Genomic DNA, 23,746 nt, shown 5'->3' with positions numbered 1-23,746 from the left:
ATTAAACCAAATCCCTTTGGGTTGCGGTTTCAGCCTGTGCTTCAAGGCTTAAGCCTTCAGTTTCATCGATAAAGCGGATCACTTCATATAGGTAATCTAGCTTACCTGTGGCAATGTAAATCTGCTTTTCACTGTTAGGGCGAGTCAAATACCCCAGATCCACTAAGCGTTTAAACACTAGCTTAATTTGCGCATCAACATTGGTACTGGTTGAGCCAAACAAACGGTAATGGCTGATCTTGGCCAGCTGCTCGCGAAATGCAGGTGTGTCTTCAATGCGGGTTTGCAACTCAGTTAAGCGCACTGCAACCCCTTCTGATAGCGGCGCATCTTGGCCACTACTCTCTTGCACTAACACTAACCACTCCACTAACGGAATAAGCGCATTACAGATATCTTTAAACTGCGAGGAGATCACTTTACGTTCGCCATCACCAATCTGTTGATAGCCACAGAAAAACACTTCACCTTCACCCGCTGAGCCTATGGTGCGATTGATCTGATTTAAATACTGCTCAACATGCTCACGTGTTGATGGGCTTTTTAGTGCACGCCAACCATCTTCATCAGTCGTGCGGCAAATAAACTGGCCTTTAAGTAAGCGCTCGATTAGCGCACTCGTGCCAACAATGGTGGTTTCAGTTGCTTGGCTCATTACACGGCCTCCTGTGCACGACGCTGATTAAGCTTTTCAGCGATAGGATTAACTTGAGGCTTAACCACCTGCAGTTTTTTAGTTTGTTTATTGATGATGTAGCGATTAGCAAACAAGTTTAGTACTTCAGACTCTGGGTTCGGGAACGCACCCAATACTGAAATATTGTTGTTCTCACAAGCATCAAAAATTTTCTTCACGTTACCGTGGTGCAATGTACCTAATTCATCAATAGGCCAATGAATGGTGACTTCAGCACGGCCACGAAGTAGACGGGTAAATGCCAGTAGGAATTTACATAAGATCAGGTATGCCATACCGTGACTCGATGACTCATTGAGCTGTCTGTCGGTACGAATAACTAAGTCGCTGTTACCTTCTTTCAGGCGTAGTTCGATTTCAAGCAGCTTAGCAATACCACCTGACAGTGCGGCGCGACCAATGATATCGAGCGCACGACGCATGCTGTTAGTGTAGTCTTCACCCGGTAAGTCGTTAAAGCCATCCGCTTTCCAGCGCTTAAAGGCTTTTACAAACTGCTCTAGCTCAGGCCAAAACTCTAACTCACTAATACGTGAGCGAATTTTAACTGCTGATTCAGAGACACCATCAAGGAACAGCTCTTCACCCACTTCACGGGTAATACGCGCACTTTGCGAGGCGATACGACGGTCGATATCCGCAAGTACATCGTAAAATGCTGTTAGATCAACACCGAAGATCCGTCCTTGCTCACGCAGCGCCATTACAGATTGTGGCACCATCACATTCAGCAGCTGCTCAAGTTGTGGCACAAGTTTACGGTAATCAAGAATGCGAATGCCTTTGTCGTTAACAAAGCTCGACTCTTCACGGGCGCGCTCCCACGTTTCAGATAAACCTGAACCTGATTTACTCGCAATCACTGAGTCAAAGTGTTCAACGTATTGTTTCACCGAGCCTAATAATGCATCACGCTTTAGCAGTTGGTCTTCACCTTGGCGTAAACGCTCGCTTAAGCTGCCTTGGGCATCTTCGTTGTTCGGCGGCAGTTTTAGCTCGCTCAGCTTACGCATTAAGCTGCGCAATTTAGTGAGGTTTTCTGACGCTTCAATTTGCACTGCATCGGACTGCTTACGTTCAGCTTCTAACTCACCGCGCTGTGCCTTTATCTCATTTGATTTGGCTTTTAACTGCTGCTCTAAATCTAGGCTAGCATGCTTAACCTTACTCAGTTCAGATTGCAGTTTAGGCTTACGCTGTAACCAAGTATGCTGGTACCAATCTTCATAACGTAGCACTTCACTGCGGCGCTGCTCAGCTTTAGCAATATTGCTTTCAAGACTGCGGATCTCCGCTTTAAGTGCAACGATTTTCGCCTCGTCAACACCACGAGATTTAAGCTCATTTTTGTACCACTGCTCACACGCTTTTTGCTCGCTGGCAGCGTGCTCACGGCGGCTTTGAATATTGGCTTTCACTTGGTTAAGTTGGTTATCTAATGCGCCAACAACCTCTTGCCAATAAGCATTCTTCTCCATGCGCGCTTCTAATGCTTGCTCTTTTTGCTCTTCAAGCCACTCTTGCTGTTGGGCTTGTAGCTGCTTAATATCGCTATCGATGCGTGCAAGTTGCTTTTGCGACGCCGCTTTACGCTCATTCAACGCTTGGTTGATCTTCTCTTGCTCGGCTCGCTTATCATCAAATAAACGACGTAAATCATCACGGCTATTTTTATAGGCTGTGCGCGCAAAAGTCAGTTCACGTAACAACTTATCTAACTCAGTGTTAGCAGCAACAAGTAAGTCTTCTGCTTCAACCTGCAGCTCCTTGGCGCTTGCTAATGCCTCTTCAGCTGCAGCATGTTTCACTCTTAACTCTTGTTCCGATGCCGCGTACTCTGGCGCATCAATCGCTTTTAAGTCCAGTGCGATACCGTAAAGCGCGTCTAGGTTGTCACCGCTTAGACTCGGGTGTAGATCACTGCGGTGCAGCAGTTCTGAGTTAATCACCTTACCTAAGGTGTTTTCCCAGCCACTGGCTTCTTTACGTAAAAACTCAAGTAAAGTGTGCGACTGCGGGAACAAAATATGTTGCAGCTCTTCAAGCTCGCTCTGACGCTCAGTGACTCGAATACCGGCAACCCGCAGACTTTCGTTAGCTTGATCGCGCTTAGCTCTTAGCTTACGCTCTTCGCTCGATAGGCGGTCAACTTTAGCGTTACACGCTTCTTGCTCTTCATCGGCACGGGAGATCCGTTCATCGAACACTGCCAGTGCTAACTTCTCATCTTCCGAATAAGTCACACTATCAACACGCACTTTTAGCTCAGCAGCGGTCACTTTTAACTGCTGCGCCTGCTCGCTAAACTGCGCCTTACCTTTTTCTGTCGATTCGCGCCACTCTTGCTCAAGCTCTGCTAACTCGCTGCGGCCGTTCTCTCTTTGCTTATCGCGAGATTCACGCAAGCTATCTTGCTCTTGATGCAAGCTTTCCAACTCACGGTTAAGGCCTTCACCAATCTTGCTACGACGAGCGTTATATGCCGCTTCAATATCTTGGTGTTTCTCAGTTTGTAACTTATGGCGCTCAGTTAAGTTCTCTAAACTGCCGCGCCAGTTAGGCAATTGCTCTAAATCAGCTTTTGCTTGTTCGATATCAGCATCTTGGAAGCTAGCGTGTTGATCTTCAATGGCGTCAAGCTCATGCTCACATTTGGCTACATCACCTTTTGCTGCAGACAGATCAAGGCTTAACTCATCACGCTGCTCTTTCCAATCTTCATCAAGCTGACGTAATTGAGCATTAAGTGCTTTCGATAGATCTTGATGATGCTCTTGACGCTCAACCTCTGTGGTTTCATCTTTGCTGTAACCACGACGCAAACTGGCAAGACGCTGCTCAGTACTTAGCAACTGGTCAAACTCTTGCTCAAGCTTTTCAAACTCAGGGCGAATTTGCTCAAAGCCTTGGATAAGCTGGCTTTCACGGATCCACGCTTCTACTCGCTGAGGATTTAAGCGCGAGCTTGGTGGATTAACCCCGTCCTCTTCTAAGATGGCGGCGATCATCGACTTGATCGTTTCCATCTTGCCCTCTTTCGAGTGCACAGCCTTGGCTAGTTTCTCAATATGGCGCAGTGAGTGCTCCGCCTCACACAGCGAGAACTGACGCGCGTAATTTCGAAGTTCAGTACGGTTACTACCTGTGCTTAACAGCGCACGGTCATTTTGGATAATCGCTCTAAACTCACGAGTATTCAGTAGGTTAGTTACCGCAACACCAGCACGCTTCATCTCACGGCCAAGCTCAGCCATGGTATAACATTGAATACTATCGCCCTGCTTGGTCTTAATATAATCATCAAGCTCAAAACCTTTAGCGATAAAGCGGTAGTTCACCCCTTTGCCGTCGCCAGCTGATGCCAGCACAGCCTGATATGCAAGACCGTCAGACTTGATATATTCGTAAATGATAAAGCTTGAATCATGGGGCAAATACCAACGCTCGAAACTGTCACGAGTTGATGGCACCACGCGACTTGGGTATTCACCATAAAAAACAGGCACCAAACGTTGCAGTGTGGTTTTACCTGAGGCGTTGGTTCCGCAAATATTAGTGTGGCCATCCAGAGCCAGTTCAACCACTCCGGGGAGATGAGTGTCGATAAGTATGATGCGATTTAAGCTTGGCATTGCATTCCTTAATCCAAACAGCGCCGTAACGCGCTATCTCTATAAGTGCACGTTAAGCGAAAAATGTCAGGTCTAATTTCAGGGCTATAAAAAATTCGATGGTCTCTAAATTAAAGGAAACTGCCGGTGTTGGCAATTGTGCCAAGGCGCTATTGGGGCAGTTTTTAGGACCGATTTACAAGAGCGAGATCATACGCGATTTTGACCTATTTTAATGCTCAATCAATAAGCAGTTAACAAGCGACGCTGGCAATAATACCAAGTAGTATAAGAAGTTGATCTACTCAGAGCGCTTTTGGCAAACTAATTCAAGGCGAGTAATTGAAAGAATGGTTGTTCCCTTGTGAAGTTATTCAACGCAGAAGTAGGCAGCCAAAAACGCTCCAGAATGGCGAGTTTTAGCGGCTCTGATCCTGCGTTAACAAGCTTGAACGTAGAATTACTATGCTCTTCACTCGTTGCCTTGTCTCAGTGCCGCTAAATTCTCGCTGAGCGATTAAATCTTTATACTAGTTGGTATAAAAACTTTAATTAATACGACTCAAGAAAAAGCCCGCGTCATTGTTAATGAGGCGGGCTGGATTTAATCAAAGCTGCTTATTGTAAACTTAGAGCCTTACGCTAATGAACTTTGTGTCTGCAGCGCTTGTTGCTTAGCAAAGTACTTGCGGGTCTCTTTTAAGATGATATGCCGCAAACCAATGATCGCAATTAAGTTAGGAATAGCCATCAAGCCATTAACGGTATCAGCTAACATCCAAATGACATCTAGTTGAATAAACGCACCACCAGCAATTAAGCCTAGAAATACACACTGATAAATCTTAATACCGTTATCACCTAAGCGTGCACCTGTTAGGTAATACCAGCAGCGCTCACCGTAGTAATGCCAACCTAAAATAGTGGTAAAGGCAAAACAAACAAGGGCAATGGTTACCACATATTGACCGATAACCTCTGAACCACTGGCAGCAAATGCAGCACTGGTCATGGCAGCGCCCGCTGTATCACCGCTCCACACACCTGTGATAATGAGTACTAAGCCTGTCATAGTACAGATTAAAATCGTGTCAAAGAAAGTACCTGTCATGCTCACAAGTCCTTGCTCTACTGGCTCATTTGTCTTAGCCGCAGCGGCGGCAATTGGCGCACTACCTAGCCCAGACTCATTTGAGAATACGCCGCGCGCAATACCGATTTGCAACGCCTGCGCAACGGTAGCCCCAAGGAAACCACCCGCAGCCGAAATTGGCGTGAACGCAGAGTGCAACACCAACTCAAATGCTGGAATGATCTGCTCACTAAAGGTAAATAGCACCCACATACAGGCAAGTACGTAACCTAGCGCCATAGTCGGTACTAATTTTTGTGCCACATTAGCAATACGCTTAACACCACCTAATGTGACTGCAGCAACCATCAAAGTGAGCATCACTGCAGTGACCCAAGACGGGATCTCAAACGCAATCGTCATCGCATCACTAATGGCGTTGACTTGAGCAAAGGTACCGATACCGAAAAATGCGACGCCAACGCCAAACACTGCAAAGATTTTAGCTAACCACTTAAGTCCTAAACCGCGCTCAATGTAATACATTGGACCACCAGCAATATTACCTTTGGCGTCGGTGGTACGGTATTTTACCGCTAACATACATTCAGCGTACTTGGTCGCCATACCAAAAAAAGCGGCTAACCACATCCAGAATAACGCGCCTGGGCCACCGATTTTTATCGCGGTAGCGACACCAACGATGTTACCGGTACCAATGGTTGCTGACAGCGCAGTACACAAGGCTGCAAAAGATGACAAATCGCCCTTGCCTTGGTTTGGTTTAAACAATAAACCTAATGCCATTGGCAATTTAAACACTTGAATTAGTTTAAGTCGTAACGTGAGATAAAGACCGGTTCCAACCAATAAGCACAGGGTTATGGGTCCCCAAACAATGGCGTTAACATCGGCTAAAAGCGCTTGAAAATTCATGGTATTCCTCGAGTATTAAACAGCAAAACCCTGTTATTAGAGTCATTAATAATCGGAGGAGGAAAAGAAATGCCTGTTGCTGATCACTTTCGAATCCAATCAGCGAAACAGTCGACCTAAACTAACCAGCGTTAATTTAAGTTAAAAGGCGCAGTGGCAAACGACAGTGACCTCAATGTAGTTATATTGAATAACATAACTAGCACAGTCATCCTCTCCTCTGTCCTTTTGCCTGAGCGTTTCGCGCTAACCATAGGGCTAACACTTTCGCCTTCGGCGCTGTGTGACAATTAAGCTAACGAACACTTAACTGCTCACAGTCTCTCCAGAGGCTCGTCCAGTAACAGTCCTCACCACTATGTGGCACCTGAAAGAGTGCTTTGTTTAGCTTTACGCCATCACAAAGTTGCCTCGTCGGTGTGGGGTTACTCCCCACTCTCCTGCTACCTTCATCCGAACGGATCCTTCACCTTGGCTAACCATTAGGGCTAGTAAGTGAAAAGGACGAGTAGCATGCGCTTTATCAAAATATGACTCAAGTGGTTTAAGTCACACTTTTTAATTTAATAAGAGGGGAAACGGTTTGATTGCGCAAATTTAATACACGATAGACATGTTGGGCACTAAAAAAGCCGTTTAAGCTATTAAACGGCTTTCAATGTACAAATTAACAATTTGCGATATTAGCTAAATGCGACTCTGCGACTCTCGTAGGCATCACACATCTGCAATGCAGACTCTTGTTCGTATGGGCGCAGCCCGCTCATGACTAATGTTTTAACGCCAGTACCGACAATAGTGTCGCCACTGAGTAGTTCAAACGTTAAAGTAACATCACCGCGCTTACCTTCGATTTGTAGATCTTGCTTAACCAACTTTAAGCTCACTTCGATAAAATCTAAGGTCGTTAAATCAAATGACATACTCTCGTAGATGACTAAAGGTCGTGCAGGATTAATCATCACTTGATGCTGCTTCATCATAGGCACCAAAATGTGCATGAAGTTTAAGCCTGAAAACGCCACATATTTACGGATAAAAGACTCTATTTGGCTATCACAATGACGCACATCGCCACTACGATGAACTTCAAGATAGCACTTATCTTTGCTGTCTCGAATATCGAAATCTTCTGCGACATCATCGGGAAACTGCAGTTGTACGCCATCACCAACCATGCCGGCAAAGTTAAAGGTCATTTTCTGACTTAAGCCGTATTGATTAAGCACCAAGGCAAACAGTAAGTCGCCCGGCACACAGAAGCGCTTGGCACCTTCATCATGAATAGGGTTAAAATCTTGAGCAATGCTTTTAGCAAAATCGCTGGCTTGCGCAGGAGTGATAGTTACTGATTGATTTTCTTTTTTAAAATAATTACTTAAAAACATACTCACTCAAATATTTGATTAGCCATAAAAATAGTGCGTCAGTGTATAACAAGTTTTGCTTTTGACTCACCCGATGAGCTGGCAGGCAATGGCTAAGATGCTTGGTTTCTTTGCCAAATACGGCTAATTGTTTGTCGGCAGCGATTAAAGATTTGCTTAAATGGATCGCTATAAATGCCCCATAAGCTATCGTGCCCATTAAATTGACCTACACCTAAGGTCAACTTGCTGACACTGCTCGCTTTAATTAAGCAACCTGCCATGCGATCCCAAATTGCCAAAGCTGAACCTAAATTAGTATCACGGTGCTCTATGGCGTCGCTATGATGCACTTGATGCTGTGCCGGGCTAATAAACCAATTCTCAAGCTTATCTCCCCAACTGAGCCAAATGTGGCTATGGCGTAAGTTGGCACCAAGTACGTTAAATGCAAACACAAATACGTTAGCGCCGAGTATGTCGTACATTTTCAGGGTTGGACCAAATACTGCGTAACCAATGCCCACCGCAATGCCTTGCGATAATGCCATACGGCAGCCATACAGATAACTTTCTACTGGGTGGGTTCGGTAAATGGTAAACGGGGTCAGCACTGTGGCTGAATGGTGCACTTTATGAAATTGCCATAACCAAGGCACTTTGTGCAAAATGTAATGCAGTAAAAAACGCGTAAAATCATCAAGAATAAATAGCAGGATAGTAAATAAGCTCATCACTAGCCAAGGGGCGGCATCTAACATTAATCCACCGCCAAATAGCGACTCTAATGCCGATGACACACTTAATGCAACTGGCACCATAGTGAGCATTAATGGTGCAAACAGGGCTGCTTTTATCAGTTTATTTAGCACAAACAACTGATAATCAAGTTTCGCAGACGGGGCTAAAAACACCGCTTTTGGCAATAAAAACGCCGCAAAACCTTTAATGCCTCTTGTCGATGGATTGTCTGCTTTAGTTGCCGCAAAATATACAGGCAAGGCTAATACGACCGCGCCGATTAAATAGCCGATAAAAATCCGCTTACTGCTATCAAAGGGATAGTTAAGCAGATCGCCTAAATTGGTATTAAAAAACGTAATTATGGTGTCGATACGATACTCCAGTATCAAACAGGCGGTGGCTTAATTAAGCCACCGCCAACTTCTTAAAAGCGGTATTGATAACCCACTTGAAATTGTTGTGGCTTACTTGGTCGTGCTCCATAAGGGCGGCGACTGACAATTTCTTGGGTATCAAACAGATTATCCGCTTTAACGTACACAAGGCCGTATTGGTTAAAGTTATAACTTGCTGACATATCAACAACAGTAAGTGCTTCGGTTGTGCTGCCAGATAGCACTACACCTTCACCAGACGCTTCTTTCATCTCACCAATGTAACGCACTATCATGTTAACGTCCCACTGATCACTCACTAGACCAAGATTGACTGCTAGTTGATTTTCCGGCAAGTAAGGCAGCTCGTCACCTGCGGTCACATTGCCCCACATATCAAAACCTGACTCAAAGCTAGTTTTAAACTCTGACTGAGTATAGGTATAAGACAACGACATAGGCAGATCGATATCGTCGGTTAAGCTAATGCTATAACCAGAGGTGAGCTCAAGGCCTAAGATATCAACTTCACCACCGTTAAACTCTGTGTCGTCATCGCTACCACAGCTTGAGAATTGGCACCCCTCTTTTAGGTTACTAATGTCATTAAAGAAACCAATCAACTCTAAGTTAAAGTTGCCATCGTTATAACGGCCACCTAACTCGTAGTTAATGCTGCTCTCAACATCAATGCTTGGATCTTGCTTAGGGCTGGTTGGTAAGAAACCTTCATGCACACCAAACAATAAGCCAGCATTATCTGACAAGGTATAAAACGCACTAAAGCTTGGTAACCAAATACGCGTCGTTTTATTTAAGTAGTTAAGCTCTTCACCCGGTGCACGGTTTTGATAATGCGCATCAATGAATTCACCACGTACACCCGCGGTAATATCTAACGCACTAATACTGATAGTGTCTTGTAGATATACCGACCAAGCATCGGTCTTTTCACGATCCGTTGTTGATGCTTTAGTATCACTGCCATCACTAACAAGGTTCGCTTGCTGCATTAAGTAAACGTCTGTGGTGTGGTTACGCTCAATTTGATCTTGATGAAAACGTACACCCGTTGCGAACTGATGTTGTAGACCAAATAGTTCCAACTGCAAGTTCAGGTCAGACTGAATACCTTGTGAGTAATAGGTTCGGTCGTTATTACCTAAAATCAGCTTTTGCGCCTCAGTGACTGAGTCTTGGCTGCCTGTCAGGATATTGTAAAAGGCGCGAGTATCCTCGTTCTTATCTGGGTTAGCTAAGATCTCTTGCAAGCTTTCATAAGTATTATCAAACGGTTTGAAGCCGTTAATTTTGTACCAAGCGCGGTCAAAATCGTTACGATATACTCGGGTGGTTACATCAAAATTGTCACCGGTAATAAAATGATTGAACTGCACCTGAGTATGCTGCCAATCCATGTTATCCAGTTGGCTAGCAACATAGCGACGGTTTGGATTAACAGCAAAATCATCATCAGTTAAACCAAGGTAGGTTTCATCAGATGTCTCATCGGCATAAGCTAGCTTTAGCTCGAAAACTTGATCAAACGCATCACCGGCTAAGTCATAACGCAACTTCGCCATAATATCGTTTTTCTCAAAACCAGTATCACCGCCACCATCTAGCTCTTTAAAACCATCGGCACGCATATGCACGCCTTCAATTAAAAAGCCAAAATTGTCGATAGTATTACCGTAATAGCCATGAGCTTTTGCAAAGCCATCGCTACCAGCTGAGACATCGATTAAGCCTTCACTGCTTTGTGGAACAGCACGGGTCACCATATTTAACGAGCCAGCCACAGTGTTAGGGCCATATTTAATCGCCGCCGGACCTTTAAAGACTTCAATAGCGGTCATTTTCGAGGTCATCGGAAAATAATATGCAGACGCTGCTGAATATGGCGCTGGACCAATGAGCACCCCATCTTCCATGATATTAATTTTTTTACTACGCTCAGGTGTCGCGCCGCGAAAGCCGATGTTAGGGCGTAAGCCATAGCCATCCTCTTCACGAATATTCACCCCAGGTACGCTGTATAATACGCGGTTAATATCATCAAACTTAAACTGCTCTAGCTCAAGTTCATCAATCAAGGTCGCCGAGCCTGTTTGCTTACTTAGACGTGCATCATGACCAATAATCTGCATCTTTTCGATATAACTGTCATTCACACTTGTTTTATCGGAGTCTGCGGCGGTATTGCTGTCTTTATCAGCCGCTGACACTTGGCTCACTAACGCCAGTTGAATGGCAATAACAAGACTAAGTTTTTTCCCTATTGCAAGATTGTTCATTAGTCGTTATCTCCAGCAGAAGTTTGTGGCAGCTCTAGCGCAAGTGAATTAATAAACTCATTCTTAAGCTTATCGGTTACCGCTTTAACATCGTCATGGGTTGAAGCGACTTGTTCTTCATCACTCACCAATGTGTCAGCTAAACTGTTTTGGTAACTGCGGCTATTAGCAAGCGCCGTGGCAATACGTTCACGCAACGCTGTCGCGGTGTCTGCATCATTCTCATCAACCAAGTAATCATCAAAACCTAAACCTTCATTACCCGAAAAAAGCGCGCTAAGGGCTTCAAGGTTACTGCTGATATTTTCAATAGAATGGTTTGCTAGAGGAGATTCAACATCTTGCGGACAAACACTGGTGCCACAATTGTTGGCAAATTTGCCTAGTGGCACTGCCAACTTGCGATCTTTAGTCACGCTATCGATATAAAATAGTGCGTCTGACAACTTGTTTACCGCAGCATGTACAGTTGCAAAGCTACTTCCCGCTTCACCCGCTTGTTTTAAGGTTGCGCCATAGCCGTTCTCACCGCTCCACTCAATAAGTAACTGCTGAGCGTTATTATTAATATCTTTTGCCGCTTCAACTGCAAATTCACAGCGGGCGACGCGACGGTCATCATCAGTGCGGTTATCCCAGCCAGCAGGCGTAGAATTACCTGTGCAGCTATGCTCAAAACTTGGGTTAAATAGCAAATATTCCAGCGCGACTAAACCTTTACGCGCGGGGGTGCGAGAGGCGATGTCATAAGGAGTGCCATTAATGTCATTGTTTTCAAATGACACTACGTCTAAGTCAACCCCACAGCGACTAACAACTGGCCAAGAATAGATTTTATTGCGCAGCGCACCATCATCAAATGTCAGCGGCCCAAGCTGCATCATTTCAACCTGCTGCCATACCGACATGGTATTACGCCAACTTTGTTGCGCGGTGGCTGAAGTTTGAGTTAACTCAGAATTATCGCTTGGGTCTTGCTCAAAGGCCGTTGCCGCGGTGCAATAGGCGCTAATATCGCTGACTTGTTGATTACTGACGCTAACAAATTGCTCAAAGGTAGGAGTGATTACACCGTCAACTAGATTAGCGATTAACGCTTTTTGGTCGAAATCTGAGGTGGTATTGTCTTGATTACCATAATCTGCACCTGCGTCACTACTGGTGCTTTCATTACAACCGCTAAGTAATATGCCCATCAAGGCCACACTTAGCACTGAATAACGGGGATGGCTTGTCATAGTTTTCCCTTAGTACTTTAGAAAGTAATTAAATAAAAGTACAAAAACAATAAAAGCTCAGCACCTTGCGATGCCAAGCTTTTTACCTTAAAAGGTGTTGCTAAACGTTGGTGGATTACCAGTTAGCGACATTGTCAGCGTCAAGCTCATAGCTTGCTTGTAAAATGTCACGCGCTTCTGCAAGCTCAGCAATGTAACCGTCTACATCACCAGTTAATACAGGCTCTTCACCCATTAACTCATGTAGTTTCACAAAGTCTGCATCACTAATACCTGCGTATTCGCTAAACTGCAGGCCAAGTGCAAAACCTTTCATTTCCGAGTAATGCTTAGCCAGATTTTCATAGTTGAAGTCTGCAGTGTCACCACCCGTTGCAAGTGGCGCTAGATCAGCCGTCACATCGTTGATGTAGTGCACAACAGTGGCTACAATTGCGCGCTCCCATGCATCAAGGCCGTCCATTGCAAAACCTTTAAGCTCATCAAGTTGTGCATCAGTTAGTGCTTGTGGAACGTTATCGTTGATTAGCTTACGACCAGCAATAAATGCCTCCATAGCTTGCTTGGTGTAATCCGTTGCCGCAGCATTGTCAGCACTACCTAAGTCGCGCTTAGCAGCATTAACTGACTGGCCAAAGTTGTACTCACTACGTAGGTCAATTTTGCCGTCAGCGTCAGTGTCGTGCGAACCATTCCAGTCGCTACGACCATTGCCGTCAGCAACCTTACCGGCGATCTCTACATCGCTGTATTCTAGGTAATTAACTGCAGCGCCAAAGTAACCAAAGCCTTCATCGAACTGGTGCTCAAGGTTAGTATATGGCTTACTTGCATCACCTTTAGCAGGACCAGTGTTATCAGTTGTTAGGCCCTTACCATCAGTGTCTACACCAAAATAGTCATCAGATGATTGTGAGTATGCCACTGACATAAGTAGGAACTTTTGAATTAACTGTGCTAAATCTACGCCGTTTTCATCAACGTAAATCTTCGTAATATCTTCACCAAGTACATCTTTACGGACGCCACCATTAATTTTTGCAACTGCGTTATCAGCTAAACGGTTAAACAGATCGGCAATTAAATCTGTTGGCGTAGTTGAGCCTTTCGCCCCCCAACCTGCAAATGCGCCGTTGTTCCAGTCTTCATGCTGACCGCCAGTATCGTTACCAGCAACTTTCTCTTTAATGCTCTTATAACCTGTGATATCTGATAACAGGCCGTCTTTAGAGTTATCGATGAAAGTGATGGCAATATCATCGTACTCAGTGTCTTTGTCTGGGCTATAGAAGTAGTTAAGCTTTGCAATAACTGCAGCTTTATCTGCAAGCTTACCATCGTCCACATCTGCTTCTAGCTGATTTTTGATGTAGTTATTCAGCTCGGCAATTAATACATGACGACCTGTTTGGCCCGTATAAGAAACACTTGAATCACCATCGATAAGCTTGCTGTCAAAAGTGTAGCGGTCCATCACATCGTTGATAGTGATGGTCACTGTTTTGGTAAAGCTAGCGTTATTGTTGTCGGTTACCGTTAGCTCAGCTTCAAGCTCTAAAGACTCAGCACCGTCAGCATCTAAAATCACGCCATCAGCAAGTTGTAAAGTCGTCCCTTCAATAACAAACTGATCACCAGCAACAGTAAATGTATGCGTATCACCACTATCAGCATCAACAGCAGATAAAGTACCTACAACAGCGTTAGCGGTATTTTCGTCAACGGTAACATCTGATAATACAACATCAGTTGGTGCGCTATTTACAGGTGCTGGATCTGGAGAACTATCAGAGTCAGAACCGCCACAAGCCGTTAATAAACCCATTGAAAGTGCAATCGTCGTTGCCAAAATCGATTTTTTCAGTTGCATACAAATACCTTAAATATTGCTAAAAATTTAACTCGTAATAAATACTGACCATCTTGATTTACACGGATGTTACACGAACGCAAATGATAATACATCCCATTTACAATATTATTAACAATTTTTTAATGATTCTCTGTTAGGCAAATGTAAAGCTGTGAAACAGTCTATTAGGGGCAAGACGATGATTAATTAAATTTAGCGGCAACTTGATTAGTGATCGTTTAATAAAATAAAGCAATCGCTAACAATTTCGCAATTCTGTTTCCGCTATTTTGAATACAATTTAGATTGTTTTTATTGACAAAAATGCGTGTAAATAAACCGTAAATCAGTCGAAGCCAATAGCGTTTCCATCTACAACTGTGACTAGTTGTTGTGATTTTATGCTGGTATCAAGCTTACAAATGTCGCTGATTAAGCGATTACCGCTACCGTCAAATATATGACTTGAGATGTCAGGTTATGCTGTATAAAAAATCGCTATTATCCCTTGATAAAACAATGCTAAATTGATGTCACTGTTATCGCTGCATCCGAGTTGTTGAGTTATGAAAACTAAATTTAAAATCATTACTATTAGCTTGTTATGTCTTAATATCAGCGGCTGTGAATATATCGATAATATTCTGCACCCTGACGATGACGAAGAGGTCATCGTCGACGATAAATTTAGAGACGCAGCACAGCAACTAGGTCTATCTGACGCGATTATTACCCGCTTATGTACAGCAACCGACAAGATCAGCGTTAAATGCATAAGCAAGCTAAATGATGAAACCAATCAGCAAGAAGTGAGAGTTGAATACAGCTTTGAGCGGGTACTTCATAAAAATGATTACGCTAAAAGCTACGCCACTAGCCGCGTAATCTTTAATCTTCCAGCTGATAGTGCCATAGCTAATATCAGCTTTGAAAATAGCCGTGAGGTTGAATTTAATGAAGGTTATGAGTACAGCATTGAGGAACCAGAGGGCTTTGCTAACGCAAATTTAGTTGATGCTAATAATAAAACAATCGCCAGTCTGGATAATCTGACTGAAACCAGCCGCGTTTCAAGCTCAAAACTTTCCACTACTGCAACCGCCTCAATGTCTAACAGCGACTACTCGCTAACCGAAGCACAAGATCTCGTTAATGCTGCTGACACTATCTTATTTCCTGAGTTAATGATTACGGTCACCAGTAGCTCTGTCACAGAACCTACCGACGCATCGTTTAAAGTATTTACCACTGGACACAGTGCTATTTTGTCAAATTACTCTGCAACGTTTGCAACCGCCATCGAGCAAAGCTGGTTTTAATAGCAATCAGCGCTTACTTAAAGCCAAGGATACTTTCAAGGAGTGAAGATGCAAATTACCCTAGCGCATGATGACAATAGTGAAATAGTCGATACGCTAATAGCTGGAGTACGTGAGTTTAATACTGCGCATATGGGGCCCGAAACCTCCCAACCACTATCAGTAGTTGCCCATGACGCCAGTGGTCAGTTAATCGCTGGCGTGGCTGGGCGCACCATCTATGATAACTTTTTAATTAATGTGTTGTGGGTCGATGAGCAACAAAGAGGTTCAGGGATAGGTAAGCAACTAATGCAATGTGCTGAGACTGAGGCTAAAAATCGCGGCTGCACCATGGCACAAGTCGATACCTTGTCATTTCAAGCGCCGCAGTTTTACCAAAAGCTCGGCTTTGAAATTATCGGCACTGTTCCGGGAACAGATAAAAGTCCTGAGCGTTATTTTTTATTGAAGAAGTATTAAAAGGTCCTAGGTTCTAGGTTCTAGGTTCTAGGTTCTGGGTTCTGGGTTCTGGGTTCTGGGTTCTAGGTTCTAGGTTCTGGATTCTGGGTTCTGGGTTCTGGGTTCTGGGTTCTGGGTTCTGGGTTCTAGGTTCTGGGTTCTGGGTTCTAGGTTCTGGGTTCTAGGTTCTGGGTTCTAGGTTCTGGGTTCTAGGTTCTGGGTTCTAGGTTCTAGGTTCTGGGTTCTGGGTTCTGGGTTCTATGGGATATTTAAATCTCCTTTCAGTCAAAGCGCCACTCTGCTCACAAATCACACATTTTGCGTTATCACTCTCATTTAGCTACTCGCCAAAAAACTGATTTAAGCGTAGACTTTGCGCCCTTTTAATTTTGGATCTTCGCTTCAATGAAACAGCGCCTTCTCACTTGGGCTCCCGTATGGTTGCTAGCTCTTACTGCCTTTGTGTTTGTCTCCACTGAGTTTGTACCTGTGGGGATCTTAGCCGCACTAGGGCAAAGCTTTAATATGAGTGCTGTCGCTGTTGGGCCAATGCTAACGGTATACGCAGCCGTGGTTGCCCTAGCTTCATTGCCTGCGGTATTGCTGTTTGCTCGCTTTGAACGTAAAAAGCTTCTACTTGGCTTAATGTCTGTATTTATCATCAGCCATGCTATTTGTGTGTGGGCGCCAAGCTATGAGATCTTACTTTCAGGCCGTATCGGTATCGCCTTAACTCACGCGCTATTTTGGGCTATTGCGCCAGCTTTAGTGGTGCGCCTTGCACCTGAAGGACAAGGAGCCAAAGCGCTAAGCATTTTTGCGACAGGCTGTGTGCTGGCACTGGTGCTCGGTATTCCCCTTGGGCGGGTAATTGGTCAACTGGTGGGTTGGCGCAGTATTTTTGGCTTAATTGCAGTACTTACCTTCATCATGATGCTGCTACTTTGGCGCGGCCTACCAAACTTACCCGCGACTCATGGCGGCAGTTGGCGCAGTTTGCCAGCCCTAGCACGGAATAAAGCCTTACTTTGGCTTTACGCATTAACTATGGTGTTAGTCACTGCACATTACAGTGTTTACACTTATCTAGAGCCATTACTACAAGAACACTTTGGTTACTCTGCTAATATCACAACCATGATTTTGTTGATATTCGGTGCAGCGGGCCTTATTGGTAGTGCGCTGTTTAGCCGCTATCAAGCGCTATATGCGCAACCATTATTAATGATTGCTATCACCATTTTAGGTAGCTGCATGGCGTTGCTACCTTTTGTTGCTAATTATCTATGGTTATTGCTGCCGCTGTGTATTTTATGGGGCACTGGTATGATGCTGATGTGTTTGTCGCTGCAATCTAAAGGGTTAAAGCTTGCGCCAGATGCTACCGATGTCGCCATGGCAATTTACTCCGGCTTATTTAACGTCGGTATAGGCAGTGGTGCATTATTTGGCAGCCTTATTGCAGCGAGATTCGGCGTGATTCAAAACAGCCACTGGGCAACTTTAGTGGTGATAGTTGCGGTTATCCCGCTGCTTTGTTTGCTAAAAGCAAGACGCGCACAGCCAATAAAGGCCCACTAAGACGCTACTCTGCAGCCTCAAAAATAATAAAGGCGATGCTCATAGGTGCATCGCCTTTTGTTTACCTTAACTTTGACTCATCTTACTAACCACAACAACTACTTGTTGCGCAGCTATTTGCGCTAACGCTAGGCTGTGTACCATCCATTAAACAAGCCAAATAAGTATTTTTTAAATAGAAATTAGCAAAGGTTTCAACAAAGTTTTCCGGTACCGTTTTATCGGCTAAACCTGAGTTAATCAATGCCGCTTGCCACTTTTGCACTTTCGGGAAGCCCGATAACATATCAAAGCCCGCTCGATTGCGGATCACTGCTGCGCGATGCAATAACGGCAACCAAGCAATATCAACATTAGAGATATAATCCCCTTTGAAGAAAGCACTATCCCCTAACTGCTTTTCCGCTTTAGCAAACGCTTTGACTAAGTTAGCCAAGCGGCTTTCAAATGTCTGCTGATCTTTGCTACTCATAGTGCCACATTGTGGCATATAGTGTTTACTCGCTTGATATGACCAAGCACGGTCTAATGCTTTTTGCTCGGCAGAGACTTGCTCAATTGGCGCATATTTATCATCTAAGTATTCAACAATGGCATCAGATTCAAATAGTACCGTCTTGTCCTCTGTTACTAGTACTGGCACTTGACCATTAGGAGAGATCTCCAAAAACCATTGCGGCTTATTACTCAGCTCAATGTATTCAATCTCGAACGCAATATTTTTCATCACTAGCGCCCCCATCACACGTTGTACAAATGGGCAGTTTTTAAAGCTAATTAGTTTAAGCATCTAGGCTCTCCGAATGAGTATTTATTTTAAAGACACCCTTAAGACGAACCACTTTCTAAAAAGACGAACATAAACTGAAAATTTTTCCAATTAATCTGTGCACTCTGTAAAAGCAGTACGCTGCCTAAAACGCCGCAGAACACTGCGAGCAATGTCAGCAAATATCCAATTAATTTCAATTTAAGCTGACATGATTACACTCGCTTAACAACAAATTGACAGCGTTGTCACTTTGCCGTATATCTAGCCAAGATTAGCTGCAGTTGCAGGCATAGCGACAAGTTGGTTTAACTCGCTTTGACTAAGCGATGCTTAGCCTTTCAGCCTGACTGCTACAACTAATCAAAGCGAAGACTATCGCTTAGCAACAAGCTGCGACAACCAAAACCAATTAGCCAATTGTTAGAACCAGAACTAAGGAGTGTAGGTGAATATTTTAAAGGGATTGCTACCGTTGACAGTGGCTTTGTCTAGCTTCAACGCATTAGCGGATTTTAGCCAAGCAGAGTTAAACGAATTTGCTGACAAAACCAGTTGGTCTTGGCAAGTTGTTGATAATTACCATAATGGCGATAAGTCTCATCTCGCCAATATTGAGCTAATCAATCAGTCCAATATTGATCTACCGCCAGGTGAAGCCGATTGGGTGATCTATACCAATGTGATCCGTCCAATACTCACTAAAGAATCTCAAGGCTTGGCTTTCCAATTTGTTCAAGGTGATCTTTTCAAAATCACACCTACTGCAAATTTTAAAGGCCTTAAAGCTGGTGAAAAGCTGACCATACCATTTGAAGCCGACGCTTGGGCGTCTTCATACAGCGACTTTATGCCACGCAGCTTTATTACTCAAAACTCACTTACGCCTGCAGTTTTTAGCTCTACCGATACCGAAGACAGCAGCCAATATGTCAAACCTCTTAACCAACCTGAGCAATACCAGCGTTACAACAGCCCTAAAGACTATTGGCAAAAACCAACCAGTACTTGGCGCTATGACCGCTATAGCGCAGCTCAGGAATATGCTTTAACTGAAAAAGAAGCCAAACGGGTAATTATCCCAACCCCTAATCAGGTTAAATACCGCAGTTCTAGCACCCAGTTGACTGGCGATTGGCAAATATCTTATCAAGGTCGTCTGAAATCCGAGGCCAACTTGCTCGCTGACACTTTAAATAAAAAGTTAAACGCCCAACTAAAGGTCACCCCAAACAACCAACCAGTTCAAGATAAAAAGCTGATCTCATTGGCGGTTTATGATGGTGACGACAATTGGGCGGCTGAAAGCTACAGTTTAGAGATCGACAAAAATAGCATTGAAATTATCGCAGCCGATAACGCCGGTGCGTTTTATGCTATCCAAAGCTTATTAAGCCTGACACCCAGTGGTACACACTCTCAAATAACTCTGCCACGTCTCAGTGCTAACGACGCCCCTTACTATGAGTGGCGCGGCTTTATGTATGATATGAGCCGTAATTTCCATGGTGTAGAAATCACTAAAAAACTCATCGACCAAATGGCGCACTACAAGCTTAACAAGCTGCACCTGCATTTAACTGAAGATGAGTCTTGGCGGATCGAAATTGAAGGCTTACCTGAGTTAACCCAGTTAGGTAGCCAACGTTGTTTCGACCTGTCAGAAACTGAGTGCATGCTACCAACACGTGGTTCAGGTCCATTTAAAACATCAAAAACTAATGGCTTTTATAGCAAGCAGGAATTTGTCGATATCCTTAAATACGCTAAAGAGCGCCATATTGAAGTGATCCCTGAAATTGATATGCCGGGCCATGCCCGCGCAGCAATTAAAGCGATGGAGCTAAGACACGATAAGTTACTTAAGGCGGGTGATAAAGCAGGTGCCAAAGCCTACTTGCTATCAGATCCTAACGATAAATCTGTGTATTCAACAATGCAGTTCTTTACCGACAACTCCATTAACGTCTGTATGGACTCAACATATAATTTTGTCGATAAAGTGGCTTACGAACTGCAGCAGATGTACCGCCAAGCCGGCTTAAAACTTAGCAATGTGCACATTGGCGGAGATGAAGTTGGTGTAGGCTCATGGACCGCGTCGCCAATTTGTAATGAGCTTTACCAAACGGCGGGCAGCGGCGTAAAAGGCCCAGCCGACCTAAAAGCATACTTTACCCGCCGTGCATCCGAAGTGTTGGCCGCTCGTGGACTGAATATTTCCGCATGGGAAGATGGCATCATGTACGACCGAATTACGCCTTTCCCTATCGAGCAGTTTGCTAACGACAAAGTCTATGTACACGCTTGGGATAACATTTGGGAATGGGGCGTATCAGACCGCGCATATCGACTTGCAAATGAAGGTTATCATTCAATTTTATCAATGGGCACTCACTTGTACTTCGACCACCCCCAAGAGCCAGATCCTGCGGAGCGCGGACTATACTGGGCAGCACGTTATACCGATGTCGAAAAGGTATTTAACTTTATCCCTGAAGATGTTTATGCCAACGCTGACTTTACCCGTACTGGAAAGCCGATTGAAAACCTTGAAGATTTGGTAGGCCGCGCTTTACCACAACTGCAAAAGCCTGAAAATATTGCTGGCATTCAAGGTCAAGTCTGGAGTGAAACCATTCGTACACCAGAGCAATTAGGGGAAATGGTGTTCCCGCGAATTATCGCTTTAGCAGAGCGCGGGTGGCATAAAAATAGCGTACCAGCTAGTGAGCAACAGCAAAAAGCACGTCAATGGGCTGAGTTTGCCAGTGTGCTGGCACAAAAAGAGTATCCAAAACTAGAAGAGGCTGGGATCAGCTTTTACTTGCCGATCCCCGGTGCGAAATTAATTGATAATCAGATCCACATTATCAGCCAGTTGCCAGGGCTAACTATAGAGTACAGCTTAGATGAGGGCGCAACTTGGCAAGTGTATCGCGAGCCAATTGCTCAGTCTGGCGCCATACAAGTTCGTTCTCGCTCAGGTGAGCACACTAGCCGCACTGGTTATTTTAAGTAATATCAAGCGATATAAAATTAGCGCTAAAACAAAAAAGCAGCCCGTTATAGGGCTGCTTTTTAATTAACCACCAATAAGCTTCTTCCACCAAGGTAAAGGCTCACCACAGTTAGCAACGGGCTGGTAACTTTCTGCGAGTGCAGGCACTTTTGCAACACCGGCACAATCAGCTTGTTTCGCCACACCAGTAGCACGTTCAAAGTAGCCTTGCACCACACCGTCAACAGGTGCCATACGTAAACTCAGTGGCGCACGATTATTCAAAAATGCCTGATACACAGCCATAGCACCGCTACTGCCATACAATCCGGTTTTACCGTTGTCGTCACGGCCAACCCAAATTGCTGCAACGTTTCGCTCATCAAAGCCAGCAAACCATGAGTCACGCGAGTCATTACTAGTACCGGTTTTGCCCGCAAGCGTGACATAAGGAAATGCATTACCCAAGCGTTTCGCTGTACCCGACTCTACAACTTGCGTCATGGCATACTTCACTAAGTAGTTACTCGCTGCGGGTATCGCTTGCGATGCCTGTGGACGCGACGCTGCTAACGGCTGATTTTGCGCATTTAATACCGTTGTCACTGAGTTTAGGTGACGATAACGACCATCATCAGCAATAGTTTGGAACACCTGAGCCACCATTAATGGCGAGCCATTCACCGCCCCCAAGAGCATAGATGGATACTCAGGAATACTCTCACGCCAACCCGCTTTATCAAGGGTTGTCGCGACACTGCTGACTCCGATAGCCATGCCTAAGTTTACCGTTGGCACATTCATCGATTTCTTAAATGCGGTTAACAGTGGCACCTGACCGCGGAACTGCTTATCCACGTTTTGCGGTGACCAAGTTTTACCTTGACCGTTTTTCAAGGTAATAGGCTGATCTTTTAGCGGTGACACTAAATTGTATTTATCACCTTGATTTAACGCAGTAGCGTATACAAACGGCTTGATCAGTGACCCAATTGGTCGGCGGATTTCAACTGCACGGTTAAAGCCTTTATAGCTTGGCACTTTATCGCCTACCATAGCTGCAATACCTGCCGAGTACTTGTCGGTTAACACCATACCCACTTGTAAACTGCTATCGTTTTTACCGAGTTGTTTTAAGGTTTGTTCTACCGCTTTTTCAGCCGCTTCTTGAGCTAATGGGTCTAAAGTGGTGTATACCTTAATACCAGACTCTTGCAGTAACGCATCACCGTAACGATTTGCTAGCTCATGCTTTACCACAGAGAAAAACGCCGGCAATTTTTGCTGCACTGAGCGATTCGCTTTGCGTAAGCCCAGCGGTGACTCCGCTGCCGCTTGATATTGCGTACTGTTAAGCTCACCCGCCTCCATTAATAAGCGCAGTACCAGATCACGCCGATCTTGAGCACGCTCAGGATAGCGCCACGGGTTGTAATAGGACGGTCCTTTAATCACTGCAACAAGAAACGCTTGCTGCGCGACAGTGAGTTCAGCAATTGGACGACCAAAATAGAACTGCGATGCTAAGCCCATACCATGTACGCCACGGGCCTTATCTTGCCCCATATACACTTCATTTAAATAGGCTTCTAAAATCTCATCTTTTTCATAACGAAAATCGATAATGATCGCCATTAAAGCTTCACGAATTTTACGGGTAAGCGAGCGCTCGCTAGATAAAAAGAAGTTCTTGGCTAACTGCTGAGTTAACGTTGAGCCCCCTTGTACCGTACGACCAGCACTGATGTTGACCATAGCAGCACGCAAAATTGCAAATGGGTTCACCCCATGATGCTCATAAAAGCTGCGATCTTCCACTAAGATCAACGCGGCGACTAAGTGTTTTGGTAGCTTATCGGTTGCAACAAACAATCTGTCTTCAGCATCACCCGTAATAATCCTATCTAGCAATACTGGCTCTAAATGAAATACTGCCAGCTGGCGCTGATCGCTATTTCGAGCAACCGACACCACACCATTGCTGTCAAAGCTAATCATGACTCTTTGCTCGCTTTGATCTCCTTGTGGATGCAAAAATGGTCTGCGCCACAAATCAATTTTGGTCTTAGATGCAGAGAACTCCCCTACTTGACGAGGGTTAGCGACCTTACGGTAACCAAGTAACTTAAGCTCAGCCATAAGTTGGCCGTGGCTCACTGCTGCGCCCGGATACAGCGCCATTGAGCGACTAAATACTTGTGCTGGTAGGTGCCATTTCTGCCCTTCAAATTTGCGGGCAATAATTTGGTCTAGATAGATCCCGTAAGATGCAACCGCAACTACTGTAATCAAACCTAGTTTCCAGCAGATCCCCCATAGTTTTCTTCCCCAACCAGGACCACTGTTTTTACTCGTTTTCTTATTCGCTCTTGGCTTCTTAGTTGCTGGCTTTTTTTTAGCTGGTGCTTTTTTGCTTGCCGCTTTCGGTGTCGCTTTATCTGTCATTG

The 23,746-nt window shown here is 44.6% G+C and carries 14 protein-coding genes and 1 riboswitch; of the genes, 4 read left to right on the top strand and 10 right to left on the bottom strand.

What is annotated here, in order from left to right; genetic code table 11:
* Window position 1: 1 nt before the first annotated feature.
* The 8 genes from L884_RS0100840 to L884_RS0100805 all read right to left on the bottom strand — a co-directional run bounded on the left by L884_RS0100840 (window position 2) and on the right by L884_RS0100805 (window position 14,206).
* The gene (locus L884_RS0100840; RefSeq protein WP_028765704.1) at window positions 2-655 is read right to left on the bottom strand and encodes a condensin complex protein MksE; all 654 of its coding nucleotides are present in this window, start codon (window positions 653-655) and stop codon (window positions 2-4) included.
* Window positions 655-4,329 carry an ATP-binding protein gene (locus L884_RS0100835; RefSeq protein WP_028765703.1) on the bottom strand — a complete coding sequence of 1,225 codons (3,675 nt, stop codon included), beginning with the start codon at window positions 4,327-4,329 and terminating at the stop codon, window positions 655-657. Before L884_RS0100835 ends, L884_RS0100840 begins: the two co-directional genes overlap by 1 nt.
* 616 nt (window positions 4,330-4,945) lie before the next feature.
* Window positions 4,946-6,316 carry an alanine/glycine:cation symporter family protein gene (locus L884_RS0100830; RefSeq protein ID WP_028765702.1) on the bottom strand — a complete coding sequence of 457 codons (1,371 nt, stop codon included), beginning with the start codon at window positions 6,314-6,316 and terminating at the stop codon, window positions 4,946-4,948.
* Between the two features lie 210 nt (window positions 6,317-6,526).
* A riboswitch (glycine riboswitch) is annotated at window positions 6,527-6,655 on the bottom strand.
* Window positions 6,656-6,999: 344 nt separating this feature from the next.
* Window positions 7,000-7,704: a DUF3581 domain-containing protein gene (locus L884_RS0100825; RefSeq protein ID WP_028765701.1), complete on the bottom strand. Its 705-nt coding sequence runs from the start codon at window positions 7,702-7,704 to the stop codon at window positions 7,000-7,002.
* Window positions 7,705-7,796: 92 nt separating this feature from the next.
* Window positions 7,797-8,816, bottom strand: a complete 1,020-nt coding sequence (locus L884_RS0100820; protein ID WP_374991353.1) for a sterol desaturase family protein — start codon at window positions 8,814-8,816, stop codon at window positions 7,797-7,799.
* A 35-nt stretch (window positions 8,817-8,851) separates the two neighbouring features.
* The gene (locus L884_RS0100815; RefSeq protein ID WP_028765699.1) at window positions 8,852-11,098 is read right to left on the bottom strand and encodes a TonB-dependent receptor family protein; all 2,247 of its coding nucleotides are present in this window, start codon (window positions 11,096-11,098) and stop codon (window positions 8,852-8,854) included.
* Complete coding sequence (locus L884_RS0100810) at window positions 11,098-12,336, bottom strand: imelysin family protein (protein WP_028765698.1); 1,239 nt, start codon at window positions 12,334-12,336, stop codon at window positions 11,098-11,100. The genes L884_RS0100815 and L884_RS0100810 overlap by 1 nt, the downstream gene beginning before the upstream one ends.
* A 115-nt stretch (window positions 12,337-12,451) precedes the next feature.
* Complete coding sequence (locus tag L884_RS0100805) at window positions 12,452-14,206, bottom strand: DUF4856 domain-containing protein (RefSeq protein WP_028765697.1); 1,755 nt, start codon at window positions 14,204-14,206, stop codon at window positions 12,452-12,454.
* 548 nt (window positions 14,207-14,754) lie between these two features.
* Here L884_RS0100805 and L884_RS0100800 point away from each other — a divergent pair.
* The 3 genes from L884_RS0100800 to L884_RS0100790 all read left to right on the top strand — a co-directional run bounded on the left by L884_RS0100800 (window position 14,755) and on the right by L884_RS0100790 (window position 17,529).
* Window positions 14,755-15,507, top strand: a complete 753-nt coding sequence (locus L884_RS0100800; protein ID WP_028765696.1) for a hypothetical protein — start codon at window positions 14,755-14,757, stop codon at window positions 15,505-15,507.
* 48 nt (window positions 15,508-15,555) lie between these two features.
* Window positions 15,556-15,969 (top strand): GNAT family N-acetyltransferase, encoded by a 414-nt coding sequence (locus L884_RS0100795; RefSeq protein ID WP_028765695.1) that lies wholly within the window; start codon window positions 15,556-15,558, stop codon window positions 15,967-15,969.
* A gap of 384 nt (window positions 15,970-16,353) precedes the next feature.
* Entirely contained in the window at window positions 16,354-17,529 is a 1,176-nt protein-coding gene (locus L884_RS0100790) for a sugar transporter (RefSeq protein WP_051435478.1), read from the top strand.
* A gap of 85 nt (window positions 17,530-17,614) precedes the next feature.
* Here the strand turns inward: L884_RS0100790 and L884_RS0100785 are convergent, their stop codons facing one another.
* On the bottom strand, window positions 17,615-18,319 hold the full coding sequence (locus L884_RS0100785; RefSeq protein WP_028765693.1) for a glutathione S-transferase family protein: 705 nt from the start codon (window positions 18,317-18,319) through the stop codon (window positions 17,615-17,617).
* A 427-nt stretch (window positions 18,320-18,746) separates the two neighbouring features.
* Here L884_RS0100785 and L884_RS0100780 point away from each other — a divergent pair, with 427 nt between their 5' ends.
* Window positions 18,747-21,320: a family 20 glycosylhydrolase gene (locus tag L884_RS0100780; protein ID WP_037410126.1), complete on the top strand. Its 2,574-nt coding sequence runs from the start codon at window positions 18,747-18,749 to the stop codon at window positions 21,318-21,320.
* 63 nt (window positions 21,321-21,383) lie between these two features.
* Here the strand turns inward: L884_RS0100780 and mrcB are convergent, their stop codons facing one another.
* Entirely contained in the window at window positions 21,384-23,744 is a 2,361-nt protein-coding gene (mrcB, locus tag L884_RS0100775; protein ID WP_028765691.1) for a penicillin-binding protein 1B, read from the bottom strand.
* Window positions 23,745-23,746: the final 2 nt, after the last annotated feature.

It is taken from the genome of Shewanella fidelis ATCC BAA-318, from assembly GCF_000518605.1.
In the GTDB taxonomy this organism is placed as follows: Bacteria; Pseudomonadota; Gammaproteobacteria; order Enterobacterales; family Shewanellaceae; genus Shewanella; species Shewanella fidelis.
Note: the sequence above shows the minus strand (reverse complement) of the source record. Positions and strands in the feature narration are given on the sequence as shown.

Excerpts from the sequence above, each read along its gene's own strand:
- L884_RS0100805 (WP_028765697.1), bottom strand. The coding sequence starts at position 14,206 with ATGCAACTGAAAAAATCGATTTTGGCAACGACGATTGCACTTTCAATG.
- L884_RS0100810 (WP_028765698.1), bottom strand. The coding sequence starts at position 12,336 with ATGACAAGCCATCCCCGTTATTCAGTGCTAAGTGTGGCCTTGATGGGC.
- L884_RS0100795 (WP_028765695.1), top strand. The coding sequence starts at position 15,556 with ATGCAAATTACCCTAGCGCATGATGACAATAGTGAAATAGTCGATACG.
- L884_RS0100785 (WP_028765693.1), bottom strand. The coding sequence starts at position 18,319 with ATGCTTAAACTAATTAGCTTTAAAAACTGCCCATTTGTACAACGTGTG.
- L884_RS0100800 (WP_028765696.1), top strand. The coding sequence starts at position 14,755 with ATGAAAACTAAATTTAAAATCATTACTATTAGCTTGTTATGTCTTAAT.
- L884_RS0100790 (WP_051435478.1), top strand. The coding sequence starts at position 16,354 with ATGAAACAGCGCCTTCTCACTTGGGCTCCCGTATGGTTGCTAGCTCTT.
- L884_RS0100825 (WP_028765701.1), bottom strand. The coding sequence starts at position 7,704 with ATGTTTTTAAGTAATTATTTTAAAAAAGAAAATCAATCAGTAACTATC.
- L884_RS0100835 (WP_028765703.1), bottom strand. The coding sequence starts at position 4,329 with ATGCCAAGCTTAAATCGCATCATACTTATCGACACTCATCTCCCCGGA.
- mrcB (WP_028765691.1), bottom strand. The coding sequence starts at position 23,744 with ATGACAGATAAAGCGACACCGAAAGCGGCAAGCAAAAAAGCACCAGCT.
- L884_RS0100830 (WP_028765702.1), bottom strand. The coding sequence starts at position 6,316 with ATGAATTTTCAAGCGCTTTTAGCCGATGTTAACGCCATTGTTTGGGGA.
- L884_RS0100815 (WP_028765699.1), bottom strand. The coding sequence starts at position 11,098 with ATGAACAATCTTGCAATAGGGAAAAAACTTAGTCTTGTTATTGCCATT.
- L884_RS0100840 (WP_028765704.1), bottom strand. The coding sequence starts at position 655 with ATGAGCCAAGCAACTGAAACCACCATTGTTGGCACGAGTGCGCTAATC.